Here is a 22,236-nt window from a genome sequence, read left to right on the forward strand (position 1 = left end):
CGCCTTGCTATGAGAGTTCGAGGCGCTCAGCGTGACATGACCGCTCAGTGCGTCGCTCGCGCGACCACAATTCGGGGTGATCTTCCTCGTGATACTCAGGTGCGTTGACAGTGATTTGACGGGCCCATGGATGACGAGGACTTCCCCTGTGTTTGCTGCCGCCGATGTGGTTTCTGGCGAGATCGACGAACTTGATCAGGAGCAACGTGAAGCCCTGGATGCCTGTGTCATCGCAGCCATGACGTGGTGCACCCCCGAAGGCGACGTGCGTGCACGCGTTCGACTACTGATGGAGTGCCACGGCCGGTATATGCGTGCGTGTGGGATTTTCGGCGAGGCCGCGTCGTTCCCCAACTTCCTGGATCGACTACGCCGTGCCCCGGTCGGAGAATTGCTGCCCGGTCCGGGCTCGTGGTCACAGATCTACGACGAGCGTCTGTTGGAGGACGACGGCACGGCCACCGCAGTCTTGATCCGGCTGGTGATGGAAGCCTCGGAGAAGGCCCAGGACGTACCCGGGATGGGTGCTGACCTACGGCACGTACACAGCTTGCTACGCGCGTTGGGCAAACTGCCGGTGGGCACCAGGTTGTCGCGCATCACCGCTGAGGCGGTGCAGCACGCGGTGTTCCGCGCCCTGCTGGATGCCGGATTCGCCGCCTATACGCAGGGGCGCGAAACCTTGATTCTCAGCCCCGCAATGACGCGGCGGGCCCTGGCCCGGCATGCGCATCTGGTGGATCTCGGGGTGTACACGGCCATCTCGCCGATGCGTCAGTTTGCGGGTTGGTGGGCTTCATGCCCGCTCTGTCGTTGGACTATGCGTGCCATCCCCAAGGGCCGTCATACAGCCGAGCTGCTCTGTGAGGACGTGCGCCATGTTGAGCGTGGCGCCCGGTTCAGGATGACATCGCGGGACGGTCGGTGGCGGCTCGAGCCGTGCGGCGGGGAGATTCGCGATGTCCCGGAGCTGCTGCCGGTTGAAGGGCACGTCGCCCTGTCCTACGGCTTGTGGCAGTGGATCGTCGTCCCGGGTCTGCTGGAGATCGAGCTGAAGGACCTCGCCGAAGCGGCTGGCGCGGAGGTTCTGCTGTGGCCTTATGGCGACAGTTACGACCTGCACATCACCAAAAACGGTGTCACCTGGCGCGTCGATGTGAAGACGTGGGCGGATCCGCAGGGCATCGCTGAGCAGATGCGTGCCGATCCAGAGGGTTGCTCGGGGCTGATCCTGGTCATCCCCGAGCACCTCAGCGGATACACCGGAGTACTCGCCCGCGTCCTGGGGCCGCTCGGCGCTCGGGTGATCACCGATGTGGCGCTGATCAACGAGGTGATTGCGGCATGAGCCGTGTTCTGGCTGCTGCGCTGGCTCTGGCCGAGCAGTACTTCCCTGCAAAGGACGCCGAAGGGCGGGCGGTGGTCCGGATCGAAGACGCGCATGTTTTGCTGTCGGGGCAGGTGGCGCAGGTATGGCCGCAATGGGATCACCTTCCGTACGAGGAGCAGCAACGTATCGGCCGCGTCGTGGCGCAACGGTCACGCGCTGAGGCAGATCTGTCTTCGCTGCAGCGACGTGTCCGCAAGGGATTTGACCAGCAGTGGGAAGACCCCGTCGTTCACCGCTATGCACCGGGTGCCCGCGACGGCTGGCGGATGGTAGAGGTCTACCCGCGGCACGGACAGAACCCTCTGGACTCGGCGGACCGGCTCTTGGAGCTGGAGGAACGCCCGGTGCGGGTCGAAGTGGCCACCGGAGGCGGCTGGGTCGCGGCGAGCCGCCGGGGGCCCGTCCAGCTCGCCTTCGACAAACTCAAGGTGGGATATGCACCACCCGTGGTGACGACGGTGGACGTCACGGGACCCATTTCCGTCGACACGAACCTTTTGGGCTGGCTCACGCGCAAGACCGACGAGGCCATGGAGGGACCTGCCTTCCGCGAGCACCAGGTCGGCCTTCTGCTGAGCGGCACGATGGGGTCGGGAACGCAGCTGCCCACTTCCGCCGTGCTGATGGATCCGGGCCCCATGCGACATCTGAGTGCGCCGACCGGCGTGGGAAAGAACGTCTTCGCTCGCGCCCAGGCAAAGCAACTGGCACGAGAGGGCAAGACCGTTGCTCTTCTCGTCAGCGACAACAACGACGTCTTCGGCGAGGTGGAGACGCTGCGCCGCGAGCTGAAGGCGTTGAAGCTCGATGTGGCGGTTACGCCCCTGATCGCGCCGGGGAGCCGGCATGAGTTCACCCTGCAGACCGCGCACAAGGCGGTCGACGACGAGACCGCTCTGTCGCAGATGCCGGAGGACCTCGTGGAGCGGCTGTCCGAGTCCGGCTACGGGTGCGCGGTCACAGCGCAGATGGACGGACCGGACGGCTTCGGTGACGGGCAAGAACCCTGCACCAGCCTGCGCCATACGGATCCCGACGGCCCGAAGGGTGCCTCGCTGTGCCCCTATGTGAACCGGTGTGACAAGTTTTCTCATGTCCGCGCCGCGTGTTCCGCTCAGATCGTCGTGACCACGCATGCCTGTTTTCAGCGCGGGATGGTCAAGATCCCGCTTCTGGTCGACGGCGAACTGCGCCGGCAGGTCAGCGTTCGGGAGCTGCTGTTGCGCCGCGCGCACCTCGTGATCATCGACGAGGTCGACGCCTATCAGTCCCGTGGCTTCGATGCCTCGCAGAGCCTGACCCTTGCTTCCGTCAGCGATCCGAACACGGCCCTACGGAAGGTTCGCGACAATCTCCACCGCGCTCCCTCACGGTTGCGTGTGGAGTCACGAGGTCCACTGACGAGAGCGGTGTGGCTCGCCGAGCAGCTCCTCGATCTGGTCAGCAGCGGGGAGATCTGCACGGAGATCGGTCAAGCTCGGGCACTGGCGGCCGGGCAAGATCCTCGCCGGATGCGTCAGGTCCTCAGAGACCGGCGCCGTTGGTATCAGCCGCACCGGTGGGACCGGGAACTCCTGGACAACCTGATCGGCGTCGATGCCACGGCGAGCGCATCCGAAGAACAGATGGACCATCTCCAGGCCCTGCTGCCCCCCGTTGCTGCCCGGCCCGAGGACCGTGTCATCCCCGCAGTCCTACCACCGAGACTGCGGCCGGTCCCCCACCTACTGGAGAGGATGCTCAGCCTCGACGAGAGCGGCCTGTGGGAACTCGACACGATCAAAGAGGAGCTGCGGGCGGTCATCGATAAGGCCGTCATGCAGCTTGCTCGCGACCGCGCGCCCCAGCAGGAATCAGAGACGGCAGGCGAAGCTCTGTCGGCGGACGACGCCGCGAACCGCAGTGACGACCAGGAACGGCAGCAGCCACCGGAGCTGGCGCCGGGCCTTGCGGGCGGCGTCTTCCACGCGGTGATGATGAAGGCGTGGCTCACCGCACTCAACCACGCGGTGTTCGACCTCGCCGACCGCGCGGGGGAACTCGCTGGCCACGCCATCGACGGGGCGTCCACGCTTGCCGACACGGTCGGCCATCGCGACACCGGAAATGTGGTGCCGTTCGGCCCGCTGGGACAGCAGATCAGCGGATTCCGGTTCGAGGGGCTCGATGACACCACAGCCAAACCGTGCCTGCTCATGGAAGTCCTGCGGGGTGACCCACACACCGAGACCGCCTTCCTGGGCGACATCGTTTCGCTGGCCCTCGCTGGCCACCGCCGGGTCGTGTTGGGGATGTCGGCTACTGGGTACCTTCCGCGGGCCGCCCGCACCCATCTGCTGGCCGAGCCGCAGTGGGCCATGCCAGACGCCCAGCGGGGAGGGCTCAGCATCTTCCGCAGCACGCCCATGGTCGACAATCGCGGCCTGGCCGTGGGCAGTACGCCCTTCCACGAGCGCGACGAACGCGTCGCCGCGCTCGCCGGCGGATACGCACCCACCCTCATCAGCGACCTCCAGCGCCTCGCGACCGACGTGGCCACCGCCCACCGAGCCCGCGCCCTGATCGCTGTCAACTCCTACAGGCAGGCCCGCCTGTTCGCGACGGCTCTGTACGAAGCCGCCCTCGCATTGGGGCACAGGTTGAAAATCTTCGTGGCCACCCCCGACACGGACGACCCCGGCCTCCCGGCGGTTCCCGACGCCATCACCCTGGTCACCCGCGACCAGTTCTCCCAGCTCGCCGACCGCGGCGGCGACGTGCTCATCTCACCGCTCCCGCGCACCGAGCGCGGCCTGAACATCCTCACCACGGCCCCCTCGGGCAAACGCGAATCCGCGATCACGCTCATCGCTCTGGCCATCCGCCCCGTCATGCCCGTCGATGAACCGGCCGCCCTGTCCGCCAGCATCGCCGCCTGCGCCTGGCGCTCCACGACCGACCACGGCACTCCGGCCGCGCGCCTCGCCGCAGTCCGCAAGACAGCCCGAACTCGCCTCCGAACCATTCTCGCCGCCCCCAAGCGCTTCACAGCACTCCCCGAAGACCTGCGCAGCGAACTGATCGCCACCGTCCTCGGCCAATGCATCCAACTGGCCGGCCGGGGCCGACGTGGTCAGACCCACGTCGAACTCCACTTCATCGACGGTGCCTTCCACGACTCCACCTGGGGAACAGACCTGCCGACCCTCGTACGCGAGCTCTACGAGAGCTACACCCCCCAAGAACTCACCGGAACCGGCCGCACCTACGGGCGCACCGCCGAGGAGTTCCTCGACTACGCCCAGGCTCCGCACCTGCTCACCGGGTTGCGCAAGGGGTACCCAGAACACTTCGGAGTAGCCGCATGACCCTGTGTCCCCCCGGAGACGAACACCGCAAGCGCGCCGGCTTGCTGCAATACCGCACCCACCCGGCGGTCCTGGGCACCGTCTTCGCCTACCGCCCCGGCCCCGACGCACTCGGCCTGTGGCACGACATGTGCCGCGCATACAAAGAGCGTGTGGGCGACAAGAGGCAGGACGTCCAGCCTCCGTATCGAGCCCTCGAAGCCATCCTGCGTGCTGTGCTGGGCACCTGGGCGCGCTGGGACGTCAGCAACGGACAGGCGCAACTCCTCACCGCCGCCGAGATGACCGACGAAGACCGGCGTGACGTCTTTGCCTACTGGGGTGAAGCCTTCCTCCCCGACGGGTCCGGGCAGCAAGCCGTACTGCAGCTGGCCGACTTGATCGCAGCGGCACCAGCCCTGCCCTACCCCGCCCTACCCCGTTCCGTGGCCGGACGACGCACCTTGACCTGGTGGCCAGGTGAACTGGCCCGCTGGCGCCTGGCCGAAGACCTGGCCGCCATCGAATGGAAGCTCGGAGGCAAGGAGCCGACCCGCTTCGTGCTCTGCACCGATGGGACTCTCGCTGCCATCGGCCACGAGCTGCCCAGCGCACCGGACGCAGAGGGACGGCTGTACCGCCTCCTGCCACGTATCAAGATCGGAACCGCAGCCGCAGGGCACTCCGCCCGGCACGCCGTCACCGTCAACGCCGTCACCACACTCTTGGCCAACCGCTGGTACGGCGTCGCCACGGTCCTGCTTTCCAACCCCGACCAGCCGCTCGCCGTGTCCGCCCACACCGATGGGCCACCCTGGAATCGGCGCCTGAACGTGCCCGCTGTAGCGGCCAGTCGGCGTCTGGCCGGACTGCCGCGCCTGACTCGCCATGTACCGCCATTCCCCGACGAACTGGAGGAGAGCGCCATTGCGGCCGGGACTCCGCTCGGTGCTGTCCGGGCCGTGGCGCCCGAGAGCATCACCACGCCCGGCCTGGGCCGCGGCCACGGAATGGAGATGTTCCGGCGGATCGAGTCCCACATCGACCAGCACTGCGAGGCATACCGGGACCAGAGCCCCGTCTACATCGAGGTGCCGGGCCTCTCGGTTCCCACGACGAAGACCGGCGTGCGTACGAGCGGGCCGATCCTGCCCGAGCACCTTCCTGCCGCCATGGACGCCGCAGGCATCGACCGGCTCCTCCTTGTGGTGCTTTACCACAACGACGAAGTCCGATCTCGTGTCCAACGGGAGATCGCACGCCAGTGGCACCTGGGAGACGACTTCGTTGCCTCTGACGGCGATGTGAAGGACAACGTCATCCCCGACCGTGTCGACGTTGTCTTTCTGGAGGACAAGGTGGGCGCCCTCGCACACGGGCCGGCCACCGCGGAGCGCAGACAGCGGCAACTCGACGAACGTCTGGCACCCTTCCAGCAAGAAGGCCGGGTCATCGCCGCCATCTGCGAGACGGAATGGGACCCCAATCGGAAGTACCCCACGCCAGAGGAGAAGATGAAGGCGGAGGCCGGGGACGGCAAGTGGCCATCCAAAGCAGCACTCGCCAGGCTCGAGATCGGCTCGCAGTACATCAAACAGGCTCCCCCTCCCGTGCCCACAGTCAAGAAGAACGGCGAGCCGTGCAAGCCGTACTTCATCGAACGAGAGACCAAAGCGCGCGAGAGCGGCCTGGCCAACTCCACGGAGAACGCCGTCCGCGACCTGTTCCGCGGGCTTGGTGTCATCGACCACCGACTCGGCACCGCGTTCGGGAAGCTTCCGCTCCCTGACTACTGGCACATCGGCATCCACATCCGACGGCACGCCCAGCCGCGCCAGTACGGGCAGCGCAACACCAAACCCGCCCCGCTCACCATCGTGCTCACAGCCATCCGGCCCGTCGGCGGTGTGACCGAGCCATGGACTACGTGGGCCTATTCCCCCATCACCTCGCGATGGGAGCCCTACCGCAAGACCCGACTTGCCGTTCACTCCGCTGACCTCGGACTGGACGTATCCAGCTTCCCCACCATCGGAGACGAAAGCCACCAGGCATCGGCAGCAGCACAGATCACCGAAGCTGCGCTCCTGGCCGCACGCACCCAGCTGCCTCACGCCGCCCCTATGGTCATTTACGTCAATGGCGATACCAGCGAGCCCACTTGGGCCGGTCTCCGAGACGAAAGCCTTGGACAGCAGCCACCCGCAGATCTGCCCAGGCCCGCTTCATGGCTCCCCGGCCACGGTCTTCCCCGAACCCAACGCCCCCTCGCCGTCGTCCGCACCATCACAGACATCGAACGCATCGGAAGGCCGACTGGCGGCTACGTCTGGGGCAAGAATGGAAAGTGGGAGCGGACGAAGACCACCGAGAGCCCATTCCAGCTCGTGTCCGACGACGGATCGAGCTACCTCCCCGACTTCCTCCTCACCACCGTGCCGCGCCCCTGGGCCGCCGGCCCTCCCGGCCGCTTCGGGGCGGAGTACTCGCGATTCGCGCCGGAAGCCGCCCAGCGGCAAGGGAAGAACGGATACGCGCACACAGCCGTACGTCTCACAGTGATTCCCACCGCGGACAACGCCGACGCGGATCTGATCGGTAAGGGAGGCATCGTCCTCATCAATCAGGGTGTCAGCTGGGACGGCCGACAAACCGAACCCTCGCCCTCCCGATTGGCGAAACAGATCGATACCGACCACCCCTACTACCGGCGTAGTAGCGAAGAACCAGAAGCGCCCATCGCGGTGCCGGACCCTGCCAACACCTGACGCGTTGGCAGGCAAGTCGATACCGCCGTCGCCCGCGACCAGTCCGGCAACAGGAGCACGGCAATATAGCGGCGGATCCCCGGTTACCGAAACCGGGGATCCGCCGAATACTTATAGCTCCACCGCCACTCTCCATCCGTCGTGTCGAAAGGCAACACCACGACAGCACCCCACAACGCCGGATCCCGGCGACGCACGACTGCGCCGAACGCCGGACCGCTATGCCGCGGCGTAGCTGAGGCGGAACAGATCCTGGGCACGCTCCAGATCCCGCTCCGAACGCAGCTGCAACTCCAAGCCACCCGTGCCATGGTGGCCAAGCCCCGTCACATCCCGGGTGAAACCTGGAACGAGGTCGACCTCCTTCGGGTCGGCCTTGAGGTAGACGAGGAGCTTGGTCTGCTGCGGCGGGATGAGGCACGCAAAGTTCCGCAGCCGCTGGTAGGCCGCGTACTGCTTGCGCTGGATCCGGGTAATGCCGTCCCCGAGTCCGAGCAGCGCCTCGTCGACCGCCTCGGCCAGCTCCGCCATTGCCCCATCCTGCTTCCGGGTCAGCGGCAGCCTGGCCGCGCGCTGGCGAGACCGTCTGGAAACCGCCGCCTGCCCGGTGACGGAAGCCACCGTCTCCAGGCCGATGTGGTCGTCGTCGAAGTACCGGTAGCGGACCAGGTCGATGCTGCGCCGGTGCTCGCGCACCGCATGTGCGTCGTAGCGGGTGAAGTCGCCGGCGACACAAATCAGCCGTGGCGCGCTCCACAGGACCTGGGAGGCGGCCTCAGCCCCGAACCGATCGCGAACCAGGCTCCGGAAGGCGTCCTTGTGGGCCATGAGCCACGCCATGTAGTAGAGGCCCTGGTTGATCACCCCTGCGTCAGTGCCCCGCTTGTACTCAACAATGACGGGTGCACCGTTCTCATCGAGCCCCAGCGAATCGATGCGTCCGCCATCCACGCAGTCGATGACGTACTCGCTCGCCAGGAACCGCACGCCCAGCATCGTGTCCATGTGCGCCTCGATGAGGGCCTGCACATCTGCCTCAACCTCAGCAAGATGCGGCATTACCTCGATTAGGCCACCTTTCGTGTTGAACAGCTTCAGACCCACCACTCCCCCTTCACGACCACGATGCCAGACGGCAACGTCGCGGACCGCAGGGTTATTTCCGAGGGCGCCGGTCACGCGGCTGCCCTGGTCTCGGTTAAGGGGGCATTCCCGGTGATCTTGGCTCGCTTGACAGCCACGACCTCGGGATCGGCCGGGCCGTTGGCCTGGTCGAACTCGGCGATCAGGTCGTTCAAGCTGTCGCGCTCGATCTGGCGCTGTGCAGCCCTTTCTAGGTTTGCAGATACGCCACGCTTATCGACCACGAATAGCCTGCAGGGTTCTGACGGTGGGGGAGACGGCGATCCTGCTGGTGGGGCCGCCGCCGGAGAAGAAATCCGTGTCGCCTTCAGCCATGGGATGAGTGTGGCATTCCCAGGTGCAGGGCGAGGGCGCCAGCCCAAGTCCGCCCCGCGGCTCTCTGTCAGTACGCGAAAGCCGCCTCCGTGCCCGAAGTTATCCGGGCTCGGAGGCGGCTTTCACGCGTCTGACGACCTGTCATGTTTTGGGGCCGACGTGCGTCAGACGTGCGTCACGTGCGTCGCTCATGCGTCAAGATATCGCCCGTAACGCCCACAGCGCACATAACGCACACTCGGCGAAACAGCAGGTCAGACACCCTTTGCGGCAGGCTCAAGGATCGCGACGCACTCGACATGGTGGGTCATCGGGAACAGATCGAACACCCGCAACATCCGCACCCGATACCCCCCGTCGCGGAAGTACCCCAGATCCCGGGCCAGCGCAGCGGGATCACACGCCACGTACGCGATCCTCCGTGCCCCCAGCGACGACAGGTGCTCGACCGTCTTCCGCCCCGCTCCCGCGCGCGGCGGGTCGAGGACGATGAGGTCGACCTCGTCGATGCCGGTGCGCGGCAGGACCGCCTCGACCTTGCCCTGTTCGATGCGGACGCGGTCGAAGGCGGCGAGGTTGTGCCGGGCGTCCTCGACGGCGCGCTTGCCGGACTCGATGCCGAGGACCGCGCCCTTGTCGCCGACGCGGTCGGCCAGGGCGCCCGCGAAGAGGCCCACGCCGCAGTAGAGGTCGAGGGCCATGTCGCCCTTGCGGGGAAGCAGGCCCTGCATGACCGCGAGGACGAGGGTGTCGGCGGCCTTGGGGTGGACCTGCCAGAAGCCGCCGCTGCCCACCCGGTAGGTGCGGTCGTCCGCGCGTTCGCGGACGAAGGGGCGGCCGTGGACGCGGTGGACGCCGCCGTCCTTCTCGTCGACGCGCATGACGGAGACCGGGCGGTCCAGTTCGACGAGGGGGAGCCTCGCGCCCGGGCGGGGGGTCAGGATGACCTGGCGGTCCTGCGAGCCGCTCGCCGCGATCGCCTCGACCGACTCCATGCCGATCCAGTCGCGCTGCTCGATGCCCAGCTCGCTGACGCCCTCGGCGGCGATCATGCAGTGGTCGATCGGTTCCACCTCGTGCGAGCGGTGCCTGCGCAGGCCCGCGTTGCCCTCGGCGTCCACGGCGTACTGCACGCGCGTGCGCCACGACGGGACCTGGCCGGCGGGCAGCTTGTCGCCTTCGGCCGGCATCACCGTGCCGTCCCAGCCGGCCTCCTCGGGCGTGAGGCCCGCGAGGCGCTTGAGCTGCTCGGTGACGACCTCGCCCTTCAGGCGGCGCTGGGCGCCCGGCTTGGCGTGCTGCCAGTCGCAGCCGCCGCAGCGGCCGGGACCGGCGAAGGGGCACGGTGCCTCGATGCGGTCCTTGGAGGCGTCCAGGATTTCGACCGCGTCCGCGCGGAGGAAGCGGGCGCCCTCCTCGCCCTCGGTCACCCGGGCCACGACGCGCTCGCCGGGCAGCGTGTGCCGGACGAACAGCACCTGTCCCTCGGACGTACGGGCGATGCAGTGGCCGCCGTGGGCGACGGGGCCGATCTCGACCTCGTACTCCTGGCCCACCAGCGAGACCGCCTGGGACTCCGCCTGCGATTTCTTCGGTTCTGCCTGCATGGCGGGGTGACTCCAGAGAACGGACGACGAGAGACGGACGCCGGCAGACGAACGTCAAAGGACAACAGCCGTCCAGTCTACGTCGACGACGAGGACTCCTTCGCCCGGTCGTTCTGGGCCGGTCCGCGCCGGACCGCGCCGGGCGCGTTCCAGTCCTGCCGCTTGCGGGCCCGGCGCTTGGCGGCCTCGGAGGACTGGAGCTGGTAGGGGACGGAGGTAACCATGACGCCGGGGGTGAACAGCAGCCGCCCCTTGAGGCGCAGGGCGCTCTGGTTGTGGAGCAGGTGCTCGTACCAGTGGCCGACGACGTACTCGGGGATGATGACCGAGACCGCGTCGCGCGGGGACTCCTTGCGCAGGCTCTTGACGTACTCGATGACCGGGCGGGTGATCTCCCGGTACGGCGAGTCCAGCACCTTCAGCGGTACGGCGATGCCGCGCCGCTCCCACTCGTCGCGCAGCGCCTTGGTCTCCGCCGGGTCGACGTTGACGCTGAGCGCCTCCAGGGTGTCGGAGCGCATGAGCTTGGCGTAGGCGAGGGCGCGCAGGGTGGGGCGGTGGATCTTGGAGATCAGGACGACCGAGTGGACGCGGGAGGGGCGCACCATGTCGTCGGTCTGCGCCTCGTCGGGGTCCTCGGGGGCGGCGATCTCCTCGGCGACGCGGTCGTAGTGCTTGCGGATCGCCGTCATCGTGGCGAAGAAGATGCACATGCCGAGCAGGGCGACCCAGGCGCCGTGCGTGAACTTCGTGGCCAGTACGACGACCAGGACGAGCCCGGTGAAGAATGCGCCGAAGGCGTTGATCGCGCGGGAGCGGTGCATGCGGCGGCGCTTGGTCTGGTCGCGTTCGGTGGCCAGGTGGCGGTTCCAGTGGCGGACCATGCCGATCTGGCTGAGCGTGAAGGACACGAACACGCCGACGATGTAGAGCTGGATGAGGCGGGTCGAGTCGGCGCCGTAGATGAAGACCAGGAGCATCGCCGCGCCGGCGAGGAGCACGATGCCGTTCGAGAAGGCCAGGCGGTCGCCGCGGGTGTGCAGCTGGCGCGGCAGGTAGCGGTCCTGGGCGAGGATCGAGCCGAGCAGCGGGAAGCCGTTGTACGCGGTGTTCGCGGCGAGGAAGAGGACCAGCGCGGTGGCGGCGGCCAGCACGATGAACAGGAAGCTGCCCTCGCCGAAGACCGCCTCGGCGACCTGCGAGATCACCGGGTGCTGGACGTAGTCCGAGCCGAGCGCGACGCCGTTGTGGAAGAGGTCGGTGGCCGGGTTCTCCGACATGCGGACGTCGGTCGCGGCGGCCAGCGCGATGATGCCGCAGAACATGGTGACGGCGAGCAGGCCCATCAGCGCGAGGGTGTTGCCCGCGTTCTTCGACTTGGGCTTGCGGAAGGCCGGGACGCCGTTGGAGATGGCCTCGACGCCGGTGAGGGCGGCGCAGCCGGAGGAGAAGGCGCGCAGGAGGAGGAAGACCAGGGCGAAGCCCGCCAGACCGCCGTGTTCCGGTTTGATCTCGTAGTCCGCCGTCGGGGCGCGCATGGTGTCGTCGAGCACCAGGCCGCGGAAGGCGCCCCACGCGATCATGATGAAGACGCCCGCGACGAAGACGTAGGTCGGAATCGCGAACAGGGTGCCCGACTCCCTGACCCCGCGCAGGTTCATCAGCGTCAGCAGCAGGATCACGGCGATCGCGCAGAGGACCTTGTGCTCGACGACGAAGGGGATCGCGGAGCCGAGGTTCTCGATGCCGGAGGAGATGGAGACGGCGACGGTCAGGACGTAGTCCACCAGCAGCGCGCTCGCCACCGTCAGGCCGGCCTTGGGCCCGAGGTTGGTGTTGGCGACCTCGTAGTCGCCGCCGCCGCTCGGGTAGGCGTGCACGTTCTGCCGGTAGGAGGCGACCACGGTGAACATCAGCACGACGACCGCGACCGCGATCCAAGGACTGAAGTGGTACGCCGACACGCCCGCGATGGACAGGACCAGCAGCACCTCGCCGGGCGCGTACGCCACGGAGGAGAGCGGGTCGGAGGCGAAGACGGGGAGGGCGATGCGCTTCGGCAGGAGCGTTTCCCCCAGCCGGTCACTGCGCAGTGCGCGCCCGATCAGGATCCGCTTGGGCACGTCGGTCAGTTTGGACACAACAGAGGATCGTAAGCGTTCGAACGGGCGCCCGCCCACCCGCCACCCCCGATCGGCCCGCCGTCTGCTCTACGGGTGAATTCGGGGGGTGGTGCGGCTGCGGATTCCGCAGGCCGCGGGGTTGGCATGCCTATATGACAAGCACCGTCCGATTGCCGTTCGCTTCCCGGCCGTTGCCGCCCCTGGAGGTCCCATGCACCTGAGCGCAGAACTGATCGGCGGCGCCGCCTCGCTCGTCGGCCTCGGAATCCTGACTCTCGCCAGCATCCGCAGCATCGGCCGGCGGGGGTCGTCGGCCGGGGGGTGAGACGGCCGCTGCGGGCCCTGGAGGCTTGCCGATACGTTGGGTGCGGACAGGCGGACCCGGCTTCCCGGACGGGGAATCCGGCTTCCCGGGGCCCCGAGAGGCGTCAGCGTCGGTGCTCACCGGCATGATGTTCCCCTGCGGCCCGCACACTGGCCGCGACGTGTCGCCAGGCGAGCCGAAAGAGAGACATGAGCAGGACATCCACAGAGGCCGGCGGGCCCGCAGAAAGCGGGGTGTGAGGCGATGCACATCGTCATCATGGGCTGCGGGCGCGTGGGCTCGGCCCTCGCGCAGACCCTGGAGCAGCAAGGGCACACGGTCGCCGTGATCGACCAGGACCCCACCGCGTTCCGTCGCCTCGGTTCCACGTTCGGCGGCCGCAGGGTCACCGGTATCGGTTTCGACCAGGACACCCTGCGCGAGGCGGGCGTCGAGGAGGCCGGCGCCTTCGCCGCGGTCTCCAGCGGCGACAACTCGAACATCATCGCCGCCCGCGTGGCCCGCGAGATGTTCGGCGTGGAGAACGTCGCCGCCCGTATCTACGACCCCCGCCGCGCCGAGGTCTACCAGCGCCTGGGCATCCCCACGGTCGCCACCGTCCGCTGGACGGCCGACCAGATGCTGCGCCGGCTGCTCCCCTCGGGCGCCGAGCCGCTGTGGCGCGACCCCACCGGCGGCGTCCAGCTCGCCGAGGTGCACACCTCGGCGTCCTGGGTCGGCCACAAGATCAGCCGGCTCCAGGAGGAGACCGGTGTGCGGGTGGCGTTCCTCACCCGGCTCGGGGAGGCCATCCTGCCGACCTCGCAGACGGTGTTGCAGGAGGGTGACCTGGTGCACGTGATGATGCGCGCCGACGAGGTCCACAAGGTCGAGGCGTCGTTCGCCAAGGGTCCCGAAGAGGAGGGCGGTCACTGATGAGGGTCGCCATTGCCGGAGCCGGCGCGGTCGGCCGCTCGATCGCGGGCGAGCTGCTGGAGAACGGCCACGAGGTCCTGCTCATCGACAAGGCGCCGACCGCCATCTCGGTCGAGCGCGTCCCGATGGCGGAGTGGCTGCTCGCCGACGCGTGCGAGATCACGTCGCTGGACGAGGCGGCGCTCCAGCGCTGCAACGTCGTCATCGCCGCGACGGGCGACGACAAGGTCAACCTGGTCGTCTCCCTGCTGGCCAAGACGGAGTACGGCGTTCCGCGCGTCGTCGCCCGGGTGAACAACCCGAAGAACGAGTGGCTGTTCAACGAGTCCTGGGGCGTGGACGTCGCCGTCTCCACCCCGCGGCTGATGTCCGCCCTGGTGGAGGAGGCGGTGAGCGTCGGCGACCTGGTCCGGCTGCTGCGCTTCAGCCACGGCGACGCCAACCTGGTGGAACTGACGCTGCCGGAGGAGTCGGCGCTGGCCGGCATCCAGGTCGGTGACGTGGAGTGGCCCGAGGACACCTCGCTGGTCACGATCATCCGCGGCACCCGGGTGCTGACGCCGTCCACGGAGGACTCCCTGGAGGCGGGCGACGAGCTGCTGTTCGTGGCGGCTCAGGCCCGCGAGGAGCAGCTGGAGGACCTGCTGTCGGCGCGGCGGACCGACGCCGCGCGCTGAAGCCGACGCAGGATCCGTCCGCGTACGACGAAACGCGGGATCCGTCCCGCGTACGACGAAACGCGAGTACCCGCGTACGAGGCCGCAGGGCCCGCGTACGACGGTGGGGCGCCCGGAGATCTCCGGGCGCCCCACCGTCGTACGCCGTCAGTCCTTGCGGTGCCTGCCGCCGCCTGCGGAGTCCGCGGCGGACGACTCCACGGCTTCGCCCCCCCGGGCCTCGCGCTCGGCCTTCTCGCGCTCCGCCCTCTCCTCCTCGGCCTTCTCCGCCGCCTCCATCTCCGCGAACACGTCGATGGGGGCCGGCGCCTTCGCCAGGAACACCCAGGTCAGCCATACGGCGAGCAGGAACGGCGGGATCTTCAGGGTGACCAGGACCCAGCCGAGCTGCTCGGTGTCCGCCCACCAGTACAGCGGGAAGAGGATGGCGCTCTTGCCGAGCAGGATCAGACCCCAGGCGTAGCTGGCCTTGGTGTACGCCTTCTTGCGGCCCGGGTTGCGGGTGCGCCAGGAGAGGTTCTCCTTGAAGACCGGGCCGAGGATCAGGCCGATCAGCGGCACCCCGGCCAGCGAGGTGACGATGTACGCCATCGCCAGGCCCAGGGTGTAGAGCATGCCCGGCAGATAGAAGTTCTTGGCGTTGTCGGTCATCATCGCGAAGACCACGCCGAAGGCGACGCCGAAGACCCCGCCGAAGGCGTGCTTGACGGTGTCCTTCATCGCCAGCCGGACCACGACCAGCACCAGCGACACGGCGAGCGCCGCGATCGCGGACATGTGCAGGTCGTTGTTGAGGGTGAAGATGGTGACGAAGAGCAGGCCCGGCAGCACCGTCTCGACCATGCCCCGCACGCCGCCGAACGCCTCGAACAGCGCGGCCTCCGTCACCGCCCGGGCGTCGTCGGCTTCCGTGTCTTGGGTGTCTTCGGTCGGCTTGTCGAGCGACGTCACCGGCTACTCCCGTCCGAGGGGTCTCAGTTCGTATTTCGGGTTGAAGAGCACCCGGCGGCCCCGGCTCATCGAGATCCGGCCCGATGCGATGAGCTTGCGCCCCGGCTCTATGCCCACGATGGAGCGTCTGCCCAGCCACACCACGTCCAGGGCGGCGGAACCGTCGAACAGCTCGGCCTCCAGGGCCGGGACGCCCGCACGCGGTCGCAGGGTGACCGTGCGCAAGGTACCAGTAACCGACACGATCTGCCGGTCCTGACAGTCGCAGATACGGGTACAGCCGGCGGTGTCGGCGTCCTCGCGCAGTTCCTCGGACTCCAGGTCCTCCTGCGACGAGGAGAGCCGGTCGAACATGCGCCGGAACCGGCCCACCGGCTTGTCGGAACGCGGAGCAGCACTCATATCTGAAGCGTACCGGGGCGCACCGACAGCCAGACACCCTCTCCGGACCGGTATCGCGAGGCTCACTTTCGGCTCGCCTCGATCACCTCGCCCACCTGTCGCTCACCTGTCGCTCACTTCTCGAAGCGGTACCCCATGCCGGGCTCCGTGATGAAGTGCCGCGGGTGTGCCGGGTCCGCCTCCAGCTTGCGGCGCAGCTGCGCCATGTAGACCCGGAGGTAGTTCGTCTCCGTCCCGTACGACGGCCCCCACACCTCCTGCAACAGCTGCTTCTGGCTGACCAGGCGTCCGGTGTTGCGCACCAGCACCTCCAGCAGATGCCACTCGGTGGGGGTGAGCCGTACGTCCTTCCCGCCCCGGTTCACCTTCTTCGCGGCCAGGTCGACGGTGAACTCCGCGGTGTCCACGACCACGTCGTCCTCGCCGCCCGGGACCGGCTCGGCCCGGCGGACGGCGGCGCGCAGCCGGGCCAGCAGTTCGTCCATGCCGAAGGGCTTGGTGACGTAGTCGTCGGCGCCCGCGTCGAGCGCCTCGACCTTCTCGTCGGAGGAGTGCCGGGCGGACAGCACCAGGATCGGTACCCGGGTCCAGCCGCGCAGCCCCCTGATCACCTCGACGCCGTCCATGTCGGGCAGGCCGAGGTCCAGCACCACGACGTCGGGGTGGCGGGCGGCGGCGAGCTGGAGGGCGGTGGCACCGTCGTGGGCGGCGTCGACCTCGTAGTGCCGGGCCTTGAGGTTGATCACGAGGGCACGCACGATCTGCGGTTCGTCGTCGATCACGAGCACCCGGGTCATCGGGCGGCCTGCCTTTCTGCTGTCGCGGAGTACGGTCTCGCGGAGTGCGGTGTCGCGGGTCCGGGGGAGCCCGCCGCGCGAAGGGTGAGCACCATGGTGAGACCGCCGCCGGGGGTGTCCTCGGCGTTCAGGGTGCCGCCCATCGCCTCGGCGAAGCCCCGGGCCACGGCCAGGCCGAGCCCCACACCGGCGCCGCGCGGGGCGTCGCCGTAGCGCTGGAAGGGCTCGAAGATCCGGTCCTTGGCCTCGTCCGGCACCCCCGGCCCCCGGTCGACGACCCGCACCTCGACGCGGTCCGCGAGGACGCTGGCGGCGACCAGGACGGTGCGGCCGGCGGGGCTGTACTTGACGGCGTTCTCCACCAGGTTGGCCATCGACCGCTCCAGGAGCCCGGCGTCGACGGCGACCATGGGCAGCGTCTCCGGGATGTCCAGTTCGGCGCTCCCCTCGGGCACCCCGCCGAGCGCCATCGGCACCACCTCGTCGACGTCGATCTCGCGGATCAGCGGCGTGACCGTACCGGTCTGGAGGCGGGACATGTCGAGCAGGTTGCCGACGAGGTGGTCGAGGCGGTCGGCGCCCTCCTCGATGCCCTCCAGGAGTTCCGCCTCGTCCTCCTCGGACCACGCCACGTCGTCGGAGCGCAGGCTGGTGACCGCCGCCTTGATCCCGGCGAGCGGGGTACGGAGGTCGTGGCTGACGGCGGCGAGCAGCGCCGTGCGGATGCGGTTGCCCTCGGCGAGCGCGCGGGCCCGGTCGGCCTCCTCGCGCAGCCGCCGCCGGTCCAGGACGACGGCGGCCTGGGCGGCGAAGGCGGCCAGCACCCGGCGGTCCTCGGCGGGCAGGACACGGCCGGACAGCGCGAGCGCCATGTGGTCCCCGACCGGCATGTCCACGTCCGCGTCCTCGGGGCGTTCGACCGGCGGTCCCGCCCCGGCCCGGCCGGCGCAGGTCCAGGGGGCCACGTCGCCCTCCCGCTCCAGCAGGGCGGCCGACTCCATTCCGAAGGTCTCGCGGACCCGTTCCAGGAGGGCCTCCAGGCTGGTCTCGCCGCGCAGGACGTTGCCCGCGAGGAAGGAGAGGATCTCGGACTCGGCGCGCAGCCGGGCTGCCTGGTGGGTGCGCCGGGCCGCGACGTCGACGACCGAGGCCACGGAGAGCGCGACGCCCACGAATATGGCGAGCGCGAGTATGTTCCTGGGATCGGCGATGGTGATCCGGTTGACCGGGGGCGTGAAGAACCAGTTCAGCAGGAGGGAGCCGACCGCCGCCGAGGCGAGCGCCGGGTACAGCCCGCCCAGCAGGGCGGCGGCCACGGTCAGCGCCAGGTAGAGCAGGACGTCGTTGGCGAGCCCGAGGTGAACGGCGTTCAGCAGCAGCGTCAGCAGCACCGGCCCGCCGAGGCCCGCGAACCAGCCCCAGACGATCCGGGAGCGGCCGAGCCGCGCTCCCCTGGCCACCGGCAGTCCGCGGCCCTTGGCGACCTCCTCGTGGGTCACGATGTGGACGTCCAGGTCGGGGCCGGACTCGCGGGCGACCGTGGCGCCTACGCCGGGGCCGAAGACGTACTGCCAGGCCTTGCGGCGCGAGGAGCCGAGGATGATCTGGGTGGCGTTGACGCCGCGCGCGAAGTCGAGCAGGGCGGCCGGTATGTCCTCGCCGAGCACGTGGTGGAAGGTTCCGCCGAGATCCTCCACCAGGGTGCGCTGCACCGCCAGTTCCTTCGGGGAGGCCGAGGTCAGCCCGTCGCTGCGGGCTATGTACACGGCCAGCACCTCGCCGCCGGCGCCCTTCTCCGCGAGGCGCGCGGCCCGCCGTATCAGCGTCCTGCCCTCGGGGCCGCCGGTCAGGCCGACCACGATGCGCTCGCGCGAGCCCCAGATCTTCGACACGCGGTGTTCGCTGCGGTACTGCTGCAGGTACTCGTCGACCCGGTCCGCCACCCACAGCAGCGCGAGTTCGCGCAGGGCGGTGAGGTTGCCGGGGCGGAAGTAGTTGGACAGGGCCGCGTCGACCTTGTCCGGCTGGTAGATGTTGCCGTGGGCCATGCGCCGCCGCAGTGCCTGCGGTGACATGTCGACCAGTTCGATCTGGTCCGCGCGCCGCACCACCTCGTCCGGCACGGTCTCCTGCTGTCTCACCCCGGTGATCGACTCGACGACGTCGCCGAGTGACTCCAGGTGCTGGATGTTGACGGTCGACACGACGTCGATCCCGGCGGCCAGCAGCTCCTCGACGTCCTGCCACCGCTTGGCGTTGCGGGCACCGGGGACGTTGGTGTGGGCCAGCTCGTCCACCAGGGCCACCCTGGGGGCCCGGGCCAGCACCGCGTCCAGGTCCAGCTCCGTGAAGAGCGCGCCGCGGTGCTCCAGCTCCCGGCGCGGCACCTGCTCGAGGCCGTGCAGCAGCACCTCGGTGCGCGACCTGCCGTGGTGCTCCACGAAGGCCACGACGCAGTCGGTGCCCCGCTCCGTACGGCGGTGCGCCTCGGACAGCATCGCGTACGTCTTGCCGACGCCCGGCGCCGCGCCGAGGTAGATCCGAAGCTTGCCGCGTCCCATGGCCTCATTGTCTTCCGGTCAACGCTGATTGCGCAGCGTCGACCTTACGGCGAGCAATCCCGACAAATCGGGGCGGGGTACGGGATGAGGGTGCTCTTTGACGGAACTCTGACGTCCGCGGCCGTCAGGGCCCGGCCATCTCCCTGTCCCGCAGCTCCAGCACCCGGTCGGCGAGGTCCAGCGGTGCGGCGTCGTGGGTGGCGACCAGGGCGGTGACCCGCTCACCGCGTACGACCGCCCGCAGCAACTCCATCACGGCGTGGGCGAGCTCCGCGTCCGACTGACCGGTGGGTTCGTCGGCCACGAGCGGGGCGGGGCTGTTGGCGAGGGCGCGGGCGATGGCGACCCTCCCCCAGGGCCTGAACTGCCTGGGGGCACCCCCAGCTGCTGGCCGCCGGACAGCCGGCGCAGCCGCATCGGTACGCCCACGTTCTCGGCGGCCGTGAGGATCGGGAGGAGCCCGAAGGACGGGAAGACGAAGCCGACGCGGTCCCGGCGCAGGGCGAGCAGCCCGTCCTCGTCCAGCTCGGCCAGGTCGCGGCCGTCGACCTCGACCCGTCCGGCGTCGGGTACGTCGAGACCGCCGGCGATGTTGAACAGCGTGGTCTTCCCGGACCCGGACCGCCCCTTGAGGGCGACCAGCTCGCCACGCGGCACCTCGAAGGAGACGCCGCGCGGGGCGTGTACGGCGGCGGCGCCGTGGCCGTACGACTTCCGCGCGCCCGCGACGCGCACCATGGTCTCGGTGACCACCTGGCTCATGTGCCCTCCCCCGCCGGAAACCGGGCGCCGGTATCGCGAGCGGACCCTGTGCCGTTCAACGGTCCGGCCCGGATCGTCGGGCGCGTGGGGGGGGCTCCCGGCCCGTCCGGCAGGCCCCTCCGACGCCCTCGCCGCCGCTACGGGTGTGCCGAGGACGGCGGAAGGGCCGCGCCCCCAGCGGGGCGCGGCCCTTCACGCGCGCGTGCGGACGCTCACGCGCGTACGGAAAACCGTACGGAGACTTTACCTACCGGACCTCGGTGATCTCCGGTCCGCGCTGGAGCTGGCCCATACCGCCGGCGAAGCGGGAGCCCTCCTCCTGCTGGACGCCCTCGGGGACCATCTGCGCGTCGTTCGGCAGCTTGAGGACGATCGGGTCGCGGGGGGCCATCGGGCCGTCGCCGCGGACCACGACCGTGTCCCGGAAGATCTGCTCCAGCAGACCGGCGGCCTGCGGCTGCACCGCGCCCTGGCCCGAGATCACTCCGCGCAGGAACCAGCGGGGGCCGTCCACACCGACGAACCGTACGACCTGGAAGCCGCCCGTGCCGTCCGGCAGCTGCACCGGGACCTGGGCACGCAGCTCCCAGCCCAGCGGGCCCTCGACCTCGTCGATGATGCCGCCCTTCTGGGTGATGCCGGAGCCGATCTCCTCACGCACCTCGCCCCAGATGCCCTCGCGCTTGGGCGCCGCGAAACCCTGCAGCTGGATGGCGCTGTCGCGCAGCACGACGGTCGCGGCGACGATCGCGTCGCCCGCGACCTCCACGCGCAGTTCCATGCCCTCGACTCCGGGTACGAACAGGCCGCCCAGGTCCACCCGGCCCTCGGCCGGGTCGCGGACCTCGGTGCTGTCCCAGGGCCCGTCGGGCCGCGGTTCGGGCTCGAGCCGCACCCGCTCGGGCTCTTCGTCCGCCTCGGTGTCGACGCTGTCGACGACCTGCTCGGTCTCGCCGGCCGCGTCCTCGGCGGCATCCCTCTTCTTGCGACGTCCGAACACGTCACTGTCCTTCCCGGTCGGATACGACCGAAGCGTATCGATTCCCACCCGTCGGGCCGCCCTCGGCGACCTGACCGCTTGTGCCGCTTGCACGGTCCAACCCGGCGTGGCCGCCGGTGGACCCGAAGCCCCCTCCGGCCCGCACCGAGTCGGGAAGCTCCGCGACCTGGCGGAAGCGGACCCTCTCGACCTGCTGGACGACCAGTTGGGCAATCCGGTCGAAGCGCTCGAACCGCACGGTCTCGCGCGGGTCGAGATTCACCACGATCACCTTGATCTCCCCACGGTACCCGGCATCAATCGTCCCCGGGGCATTCACGAGGGCGACACCGCAGCGGGCGGCCAGCCCGGAACGTGGGTGCACGAAGGCCGCGTACCCCTCCGGGAGCGCCACAGACACGCCCGTGGGCAGTACGGCGCGTTCGCCGGGCTTCAGTTCGCAGTCGACGGTGGTGCGCAGATCGGCGCCCGCGTCGCCGGGCTGCGCGTACGTCGGGAGCGGTACGTCGGGGTCGACGCGGCGGATCAGGACGTCGAGTTCCGGCCTGGGCTCGCGCTGCCCGGGGTTCGGGAGGGTCACGGGTTCACCTCGAAGGCGCGCGTGCGGCGGACCTGGTCCGGGTCGTCCATGGCGGCACGGATCTCCTCCTCGCGGCCGTGGTCGACGAAGTGATCGATCTTGACCTCGATGAACAGCGCGTCGGCGCGGACGGCCACGGGCCCGTCGGGGCCGCCGATCCGTCCGGTGGCGGTGGAGTAGATCTTCCGGCCGGCCACGGCGGTCACCTCGGCCTCCAGGTGCAGCGTCGTGTCGACGGGCACGGGCCGCAGGAAGTCCGTCTCCAGCCGTCCGGTCACCGCGATCGTGCGCAGCAGCCAGTTCAGCGAACCGAGGGTCTCGTCCAGGGCGGTGGCCAGCACGCCGCCGTGCGCCAGGCCGGGGGCGCCCTGGTGGGCGGGCTGCACGGTGAACTCGGCGGTGATCGACACGCCTTCACCCGCCCGCGCCTGGAGGTGCAGTCCGTGGGGCTGGTCGCCACCGCAGCCGAAACACTGGCCGTAGTGCGCGCCGAGCAGTTCGCCGGGGGCGGGCGCGTCGGGGTGCCGTACGGGTTTCACGGCGTCGGCGGGGGGCTGAAGACCTGGGGAAGTACCACTCACAGGCGCAGACCTT

16 protein-coding genes and 1 pseudogene are annotated in these 22,236 nt (G+C 69.4%); 5 read left to right on the top strand and 12 right to left on the bottom strand.

Annotation, left to right across the window (positions count from 1 at the left end):
* Window positions 1-148 precede the first annotated feature (148 nt).
* The 3 genes from RI578_RS09995 to RI578_RS10005 are packed head-to-tail and all read left to right on the top strand — an operon-like array spanning window position 149 to window position 7,484.
* Entirely contained in the window at window positions 149-1,348 is a 1,200-nt protein-coding gene (locus tag RI578_RS09995) for a hypothetical protein (RefSeq protein WP_310870762.1), read from the top strand.
* A complete protein-coding gene (locus tag RI578_RS10000; RefSeq protein ID WP_310870763.1) occupies window positions 1,345-4,737 on the top strand; it encodes a hypothetical protein in 3,393 nt (1,130 codons plus the stop codon). Before RI578_RS09995 ends, RI578_RS10000 begins: the two co-directional genes overlap by 4 nt.
* Window positions 4,734-7,484: an RNaseH domain-containing protein gene (locus RI578_RS10005; protein WP_310870764.1), complete on the top strand. Its 2,751-nt coding sequence runs from the start codon at window positions 4,734-4,736 to the stop codon at window positions 7,482-7,484. The genes RI578_RS10000 and RI578_RS10005 overlap by 4 nt, the downstream gene beginning before the upstream one ends.
* Window positions 7,485-7,703: 219 nt before the next feature.
* On the opposite strand, the gene RI578_RS10010 is transcribed toward RI578_RS10005, so the two are convergent.
* The 4 genes from RI578_RS10010 to RI578_RS10025 all read right to left on the bottom strand — a co-directional run bounded on the left by RI578_RS10010 (window position 7,704) and on the right by RI578_RS10025 (window position 12,690).
* On the bottom strand, window positions 7,704-8,591 hold the full coding sequence (locus RI578_RS10010) for a DUF5655 domain-containing protein (protein ID WP_310875726.1): 888 nt from the start codon (window positions 8,589-8,591) through the stop codon (window positions 7,704-7,706).
* Between the two features lie 68 nt (window positions 8,592-8,659).
* Complete coding sequence (locus RI578_RS10015) at window positions 8,660-8,851, bottom strand: hypothetical protein (protein WP_310870765.1); 192 nt, start codon at window positions 8,849-8,851, stop codon at window positions 8,660-8,662.
* Window positions 8,852-9,196: 345 nt separating this feature from the next.
* Window positions 9,197-10,549: a class I SAM-dependent RNA methyltransferase gene (locus tag RI578_RS10020; protein ID WP_310870766.1), complete on the bottom strand. Its 1,353-nt coding sequence runs from the start codon at window positions 10,547-10,549 to the stop codon at window positions 9,197-9,199.
* Between the two features lie 77 nt (window positions 10,550-10,626).
* On the bottom strand, window positions 10,627-12,690 hold the full coding sequence (locus RI578_RS10025; RefSeq protein ID WP_310870767.1) for an APC family permease: 2,064 nt from the start codon (window positions 12,688-12,690) through the stop codon (window positions 10,627-10,629).
* Window positions 12,691-13,240: 550 nt separating this feature from the next.
* Here RI578_RS10025 and RI578_RS10030 point away from each other — a divergent pair.
* A complete protein-coding gene (locus RI578_RS10030) occupies window positions 13,241-13,912 on the top strand; it encodes a TrkA family potassium uptake protein (protein ID WP_121749678.1) in 672 nt (223 codons plus the stop codon).
* Window positions 13,912-14,589: a TrkA family potassium uptake protein gene (locus tag RI578_RS10035; RefSeq protein ID WP_310870768.1), complete on the top strand. Its 678-nt coding sequence runs from the start codon at window positions 13,912-13,914 to the stop codon at window positions 14,587-14,589. The genes RI578_RS10030 and RI578_RS10035 overlap by 1 nt, the downstream gene beginning before the upstream one ends.
* A 147-nt stretch (window positions 14,590-14,736) precedes the next feature.
* Here RI578_RS10035 and RI578_RS10040 read toward each other — a convergent pair whose 3' ends face one another.
* From RI578_RS10040 to RI578_RS10075, 8 genes and pseudogenes are all read right to left on the bottom strand, one after another.
* Complete coding sequence (locus tag RI578_RS10040; protein ID WP_310870769.1) at window positions 14,737-15,540, bottom strand: DUF3159 domain-containing protein; 804 nt, start codon at window positions 15,538-15,540, stop codon at window positions 14,737-14,739.
* 3 nt (window positions 15,541-15,543) lie between these two features.
* The gene (locus tag RI578_RS10045; protein WP_073731801.1) at window positions 15,544-15,942 is read right to left on the bottom strand and encodes an OB-fold nucleic acid binding domain-containing protein; all 399 of its coding nucleotides are present in this window, start codon (window positions 15,940-15,942) and stop codon (window positions 15,544-15,546) included.
* Between the two features lie 113 nt (window positions 15,943-16,055).
* The gene (locus RI578_RS10050; RefSeq protein WP_121749675.1) at window positions 16,056-16,739 is read right to left on the bottom strand and encodes a response regulator; all 684 of its coding nucleotides are present in this window, start codon (window positions 16,737-16,739) and stop codon (window positions 16,056-16,058) included.
* Window positions 16,736-19,300: a sensor histidine kinase KdpD gene (locus RI578_RS10055; protein WP_310870770.1), complete on the bottom strand. Its 2,565-nt coding sequence runs from the start codon at window positions 19,298-19,300 to the stop codon at window positions 16,736-16,738. The genes RI578_RS10050 and RI578_RS10055 overlap by 4 nt, the downstream gene beginning before the upstream one ends.
* A 124-nt stretch (window positions 19,301-19,424) precedes the next feature.
* Window positions 19,425-20,062, bottom strand: a pseudogene (locus tag RI578_RS10060) (ABC transporter ATP-binding protein).
* A gap of 247 nt (window positions 20,063-20,309) precedes the next feature.
* Entirely contained in the window at window positions 20,310-21,062 is a 753-nt protein-coding gene (locus RI578_RS10065; RefSeq protein WP_121749673.1) for a DUF3710 domain-containing protein, read from the bottom strand.
* 1 nt (window position 21,063) lies between these two features.
* On the bottom strand, window positions 21,064-21,642 hold the full coding sequence (gene dut / locus RI578_RS10070; RefSeq protein WP_310870771.1) for a dUTP diphosphatase: 579 nt from the start codon (window positions 21,640-21,642) through the stop codon (window positions 21,064-21,066).
* On the bottom strand, window positions 21,639-22,223 hold the full coding sequence (locus tag RI578_RS10075) for a PaaI family thioesterase (protein WP_055419815.1): 585 nt from the start codon (window positions 22,221-22,223) through the stop codon (window positions 21,639-21,641). The genes dut and RI578_RS10075 overlap by 4 nt, the downstream gene beginning before the upstream one ends.
* Between the last annotated feature and the right edge of the window lie 13 nt (window positions 22,224-22,236).

The organism is Streptomyces sp. BB1-1-1 (genome assembly GCF_031597775.1).
Taxonomy (GTDB): Bacteria; Actinomycetota; Actinomycetes; order Streptomycetales; family Streptomycetaceae; genus Streptomyces; species Streptomyces thinghirensis.

Excerpts from the sequence above, each read along its gene's own strand:
- RI578_RS10055 (WP_310870770.1), bottom strand. The coding sequence starts at position 19,300 with ATGGGACGCGGCAAGCTTCGGATCTACCTCGGCGCGGCGCCGGGCGTC.
- RI578_RS10020 (WP_310870766.1), bottom strand. The coding sequence starts at position 10,549 with ATGCAGGCAGAACCGAAGAAATCGCAGGCGGAGTCCCAGGCGGTCTCG.
- RI578_RS10000 (WP_310870763.1), top strand. The coding sequence starts at position 1,345 with ATGAGCCGTGTTCTGGCTGCTGCGCTGGCTCTGGCCGAGCAGTACTTC.
- RI578_RS10030 (WP_121749678.1), top strand. The coding sequence starts at position 13,241 with ATGCACATCGTCATCATGGGCTGCGGGCGCGTGGGCTCGGCCCTCGCG.
- RI578_RS10050 (WP_121749675.1), bottom strand. The coding sequence starts at position 16,739 with ATGACCCGGGTGCTCGTGATCGACGACGAACCGCAGATCGTGCGTGCC.
- RI578_RS10035 (WP_310870768.1), top strand. The coding sequence starts at position 13,912 with ATGAGGGTCGCCATTGCCGGAGCCGGCGCGGTCGGCCGCTCGATCGCG.
- RI578_RS10005 (WP_310870764.1), top strand. The coding sequence starts at position 4,734 with ATGACCCTGTGTCCCCCCGGAGACGAACACCGCAAGCGCGCCGGCTTG.
- RI578_RS10045 (WP_073731801.1), bottom strand. The coding sequence starts at position 15,942 with ATGAGTGCTGCTCCGCGTTCCGACAAGCCGGTGGGCCGGTTCCGGCGC.